The organism is Chryseobacterium sp. PMSZPI (genome assembly GCF_002835665.1).
Taxonomy (GTDB): Bacteria; Bacteroidota; Bacteroidia; order Flavobacteriales; family Weeksellaceae; genus Chryseobacterium.
Window position 1 is genome coordinate 1 of record NZ_PIZV01000019.1, and the last position, 6,200, is coordinate 6,200.

Here is a 6,200-nt window from a genome sequence, read left to right on the forward strand (position 1 = left end):
ATCCCACAGCTTATCCGTCTCCGGCCGGAAGTGTATTTGTAAAGATAATTACACCACAAGGGTGTGTAAGCACTTCTCAAATCACCCTCAATATTTATCCGACCGTCACGGTAAATGATGCAGAAATCAGGTCTTGCTTTATTGAGAGCAATCCTGCTACTGCAACTTTCAACCTTACCGGTGTTCCGGTTACGACTCAAGCCGGCACTACAAAAAAATACTATCCATCCCTAACCGACGCTATGAACGGCACCAATGAAATTATCAATCCTATAACATATGTTGCTCCAACTGGTGTCGCTTATATCAAGGTCATCAATACTAGCAATGGATGTTTTTCAGTCGCCAAAGTGACTTTAACAGTAATTCCTCCGGTTTATTCAACGATTTTGAAGGATAAAACCATATGCATGACAGACAAAACAACATTGGATGCAGGTCCCGGATTCAAAAGTTATGAATGGAGCACCGGAGCTGTAACTCAATCCATTAGTAATGTTGGAGTTGGTATTTACTGGGTAAAGCTTAAAACCGGCGAATGTACAGTCACCCAAAAAGTTACTGTATATCCTTCCGAACATCCGGTAGTAAGTAGCATTGACATTTCGGAAGCAAAAGTTACAGTATATGTGAATGGAGGAACACCGCCTTACCAATATTCAATGGATAATATCATTTGGCAGGACTCAAATGTATTCACCAATGTTGTAAGAGGTGAAGCTAAGATATTCGTAAAAGACGCATACAATTGCGAGCCTATTGAAATCAATATCACTGTTCCTAACCTCATCAATGTCATTACACCTAATGGCGATGGCATCAATGACATGATTGATTATTCTGCATTATCCAATAAAAAGAATCTGGAAATAGCCATTTTCGACAGATATGGATCTAAAATATTTCAGGCAGATAAAACCAATGGATACAAATGGAACGGAACTTCTCGTGGCAGCAGAAATGTCCCTACAGGAAATTATTGGTATTCTATCTCATGGAATGAAAACAACGATACTAACACTCCGATTCAATTTTCAGGCTGGATTGTGGTAAAAAATAGAGATTAATTACCCCTTTATTCATTTCAAAAGAATCACCTCATTATTTGGGGTGATTTTTGTATTATTTAAGACCATTTTATTCGCGTTCAATTCTTAAATTTGTCGTATGCATTATTTGGAAGCTTTAAGCAGAAGGTATTCTGTGAAAAAATTTAATAATCAAATCGTTCCTCAGGAAACTTTACATAATATTCTTGAGTCGGGAAAACTATCAGCCAGTTCACTGGGGCTTCAACCTTATAAAATAGTTGTTGTTGAAAGCGAAGAGATGAAACAAAAATTAATCCCTGCCTTTTATAATCCCTCACAGATTTCAACATGTTCCCATCTCATTGTTATTATTTCAAAAAAAAATATTGAGGAAAATTATATACGAGGATATTTCAACCATATTTCCGAAGTAAGACAAACTCCTATTGAAACGCTTATTCCATTCAAGAACAGCATACACCAACATATTACTCAAAAAACACAGGATGAAATTTTCAACTGGGCAGAAAAACAATCTTATATAGTATTGGCTAATCTTATGTACGCCGCTGCTATAGAAAATGTAGACACATGCCCAATGGAAGGCTTCCGACAGGACCTGATTGAAGAGATATTGAATATAAATCCTGAAACAGAAAAAGTAACCGTTACCCTCGCTTTAGGCTACCGCTCCGAAGAAGATCTCTTCCAACACATGAAAAAAGTAAGAAAACCAAACGAAAAATTGTTTAAATTTATTTAATATTTAAACGATTGTACCTAAAGCAAGCATATGATAAAAGCGGATGTATTAGTAATCGGTTCCGGTATCTCCGGACTTTCCTATGCCATTAAAGTTTCTGAACAACTCCCTGATGCCAAAATCATTATCGTAACCAAGTCTGATGAAGACGAAAGTAATACCAAATACGCACAAGGAGGACTCGCTGTAGTCACAGATTTTCAAAAAGACAATTTTGAAAAGCACATTGAAGACACCATGCGTGCCGGAGATGGCGAAAACAAACGAGATGTTGTCGAAATGGTTGTAAAGGAGGCTCCTGCAAGGTTCAATGAAATTGTAGAATGGGGGGCGCAGTTCGACATGAAAAATGGCAAATTTGCTTTAGGACGTGAAGGCGGTCATACCGAAAACAGAATTGTTCACCACAAAGATATCACCGGATTCGAAATTGAAAGAGCATTATTGGAAACAGCCAACAATAGCCCCAATATTGAAATCCTGGATCATCATTATGTTATTGATATCATTACCCAACACCATGTTCCCGGGAAAGAACTGAATGAAGGGGACATTCATTGTTATGGTGCCTATATTCTGGATGAAAAATCCAAAACAATTAAGAAAATTACGTCAAAAATTACATTAGCTGCTACCGGAGGTGCCGGGCATGTTTATAAAAACACAACCAATCCAACCATTGCTACAGGAGACGGAATTGCCTTTGTAGCTCGAGCCAAAGGGAAAGTTTCCAATATGCAATATTATCAATTCCATCCTACTGCCCTGTATAACAAGATTGATGGAATGTTATTTCTTATTTCCGAGGCTGTAAGAGGAGATGGAGCGAAATTGAGAACAAAAAGGGGAGAAAAATTCATGCATAAATATGATGAGCGTGAAGAATTAGCCTCAAGGGATATTGTGGCCAGAGCCATTGATAATGAAATGAAAATTTCAGGAGATGAATATGTAGGATTGGATTGTCGTGAAATGAATCAGGAAAAATTTTTGGAACATTTTCCAAACATCTATAAAAAATGTAAAGACGAAGGAATCGACCCATTCACCCAACTCATCCCAGTCGTACCTGCCTGCCATTATTTAATGGGAGGTATTGAAGTAGACAGAGACGGACAGTCTTCCATTAGAAACCTTTTTGCGGTGGGAGAATGTACTAACTCAGGACTACATGGGGCCAACAGACTTGCATCAAATTCTTTACTTGAAGGACTTGTCTTCGGACATAATGCTGCGATGAAAACAGTAGCGTTACTGAATGAAAACAGCTTCAACTTTGACGACCTGAAAGCCGTTCCGGAATGGAATGAAGAAGGAATGAAAATCATGGACGAAATGGTAATTATCAGCTATCTCAGAAAGCAACTTCAGGAAATGATGAGTGACCTGGTAGGTATCGTTAGAAGTAACAGACGTCTCAATATGGCATTGCAAAAACACCAAGAGATTGCGGCAGCCGTTGATGAAATCTACCACTACTCTATTTTATCTCCTCAATTGTCAGAATTAAGAAATCTGACGACTGTTGCCCACCTTATCATCATCCAATCTATGGAAATGAAAGAAAATAAAGGAGCATTTTACAATAAAGATTTAGCATAAAATCAAATACAATGAAAAGACCAAGCTACGTAACCGATAAAGCATTAAAAACATTCATAAAAAATGCCCTTGAAGAAGATATTCAGGATGGAGATCATTCTACGCTTTCCACTATCCCGGAAGACCTTGAGCAAAGTGCTAAACTACTTGTAAAACAAAATTGCATCCTTGCAGGAGTAGAATTAGCAGAAATTATTTTCAAAACTTTTGACAAAAACCTTAAGATTGAAACTTTTATTCAAGATGGAACGCCTTGTAAAGTAGGAGATGTAGCTCTTATTGTAACCGGAAGTGCAAGATCAATCCTTTCTACAGAAAGATTTGTTCTTAATTGCATGCAGAGAATGAGTGGAATTGCAACCCTTACTCATGAATGGGACTCAAGACTAGTGGGTACAAAAACCAAACTTTTAGATACAAGAAAAACAACTCCAAATTTCAGAATGTGTGAAAAATGGGCTGTTGCCATAGGTGGCGGAACCAATCACAGATATGGTCTTTATGATATGATTATGCTAAAAGACAACCATATTGATTATAACGGAAGCATTACAAATGCCGTAAAAATGGCTAAGGAATATGTTAAAAAGACCAAGAAAAAGTTAAAAATTGAAGTTGAAACAAGAAATCTTAAAGAAGTCCAGGAGGCCATCAATGCAAAAGTTGACAGAATCATGTTAGACAATATGGATGTGAAAACAATGAAGGAAGCTGTACAAATGATTAATGGGTCATGTGAGTCCGAAGCTTCCGGTGGAATCACCCGTGATATGCTTAAAGAAATTGCATCTACCGGTGTAACGTACATCTCTGTAGGAGCCCTTACTCACTCTGCTGAAAATATCGATTTGAGTCTCAAAGCGGTGAAATAGCGTTGTGTTTTTAATAAAAACACAACCATTTTGTTAAAAATTCAATAACATGACTTTTTTCATGCAAAAATTCAATTTTTATTTAGATAATTGAAAATCAACATCTTAATATTATTAAGACTGATTAAAAATTAACATTGAGTTAATAATAGTTAAATTTAATTTTGCGAATTTTGCAGAAAATTAAATCTAATTATTACTAACGATTATGAAATTAATCAACAAATCGATGCTATCTGCAGTAATTACTTTATCTACAGCTAGTGTCTATTATGCTCAACAAGTTCAGGATACTGTTAAAACAAAATCCAATGATATTGAACAAGTTGTCTTAACTGGTGTTGCTGATATTGCTAAAGATAGAAAGACACCAGTAGCAGTTTCAACAATTAAGGAAGCACAAATTGTTGAAAGATTAGGAAATCAGGAATTCCCTGAAATCCTAAACACAACACCATCTGTTTATGCTACTAAAGGTGGTGGTGGATTTGGAGATTCCAAATTAACAATCAGAGGTTTTGACCAAAAGAACATTGCTGTAATGGTTAACGGTATGCCTGTTAATGATATGGAAAACAGTTCTGTATACTGGTCAAACTGGATGGGATTATCTGACGTTACATCTGTAATGCAAGTACAGAGAGGGCTTGGATCTTCTAAATTAGCAATTTCATCTGTTGGAGGTACTGTAAACATTGTAACAAGAGCAGCAGATAAAAAAGCTGGAGGTATTATTTCCACAACAGTTGGAAACAATGATTACCTAAAGACAGTATTTGCTTACAATACCGGTAAATCTGACAAAGGATGGTCTTCATCTTTCCTCTTAGGAAGAACAGCTGGAAGTATGTATGTTCAGGGGACAGAATTTGAAGGATATAATTATTACTTCGCTTTAGGATATAAAAAACCTGGGGGAAATCATGATTTCCAGTTTACAATTACAGGTGCTCCTCAAGCTCACAATCAAAGATATTCATATATTCCAATTCAGAATTATATAAAATATAATCCAGATCATGATGGCACTCCAGACAGAACATATAATCCGGACTGGGGATACTTAAATGGTAGAGAATATAGTTTCAGAAGAAATTATTATCATAAACCTGTAATGTCAATCAACTGGGATTGGACAATCAGTGAAAAATCAAAACTTAGTACTGTAGGATATGCTTCTTTTGGTAGAGGAGGTGGAACAAGTACAACTGGAACTTCTAACGGAAAAAATTTAAACTCTTTTGTTAATTCTGACGGAATTTATAATGTAGACGCTATTTTTGCATCTAACCAAGGTTCTACTGCTGATAAGGGCATTCTTATAAGAAACTCATCAATTAACTCACACAACTGGTTTGGTATTGTTTCTAACTTCAACCACAAAATAAATGATAATTTAAGTTTTAACGTTGGAGTTGATGGAAGATATTACTACGGGTACCACTATCAGGTGGTGAGTGATCTATTAGGTGGTGCTTCTTACAAAGATTCTTCAAACAAAAACCTAGGAGGACCAAATGGTAGTAATGTTTATACAATAAACCCTAACTATGTATCATCCACATATAAAGCAGATGCTTCTTGGAATCCTTTCGGAGGTAAATTAGCACCGATGAGTGATAGAATAGGTTATAGTAATGATGGAGAGGTGCTTTGGTATGGAGGTTTCGGACAAGTAGAATATACAACAGATAAATTCACGGCATATGTTCAGGGAGCTATTTCAAACCAAGCTTTTCAAAGGATTGATAACTTCTTAGTAGATGGTCAACAACTATTAAATGGTGCTATTGCAGGATATGCCACTTCTGCTACAAACCCAACTTTAATACAAGCAACTGCAACGAATCCAGCCTTAAATGCAAAAACAGGATTTAAAAATATTGTTGGTTATAATATTAAAGGAGGAGCAAACTATAATATTGACGAACA

Annotated in this window: 5 protein-coding genes; all 5 read left to right on the forward strand. The window is 36.3% G+C overall.

Translation table 11 applies throughout. The features are described 5' to 3' along the window. Positions 1-1,067 (forward strand): T9SS type B sorting domain-containing protein (locus CW752_RS04315; protein WP_133121649.1); only part of this gene is annotated, 1,067 nt, incomplete at its 5' end. A gap of 100 nt (positions 1,068-1,167) precedes the next feature. Beyond that, entirely contained in the window at positions 1,168-1,794 is a 627-nt protein-coding gene (locus tag CW752_RS04320; protein ID WP_101238539.1) for an NAD(P)H-dependent oxidoreductase, read from the forward strand. A 30-nt stretch (positions 1,795-1,824) separates the two neighbouring features. Next, positions 1,825-3,396, forward strand: coding sequence for an L-aspartate oxidase (gene nadB / locus CW752_RS04325; protein ID WP_101238540.1), 1,572 nt, complete (start codon positions 1,825-1,827; stop codon positions 3,394-3,396). Positions 3,397-3,407: 11 nt separating this feature from the next. After that, a complete protein-coding gene (nadC, locus tag CW752_RS04330) occupies positions 3,408-4,268 on the forward strand; it encodes a carboxylating nicotinate-nucleotide diphosphorylase (RefSeq protein WP_101238541.1) in 861 nt (286 codons plus the stop codon). Positions 4,269-4,476: 208 nt separating this feature from the next. Next, a partial coding sequence (locus CW752_RS04335) for a TonB-dependent receptor plug domain-containing protein (protein ID WP_148665634.1) occupies positions 4,477-6,200 on the forward strand: 1,724 nt, incomplete at its 3' end.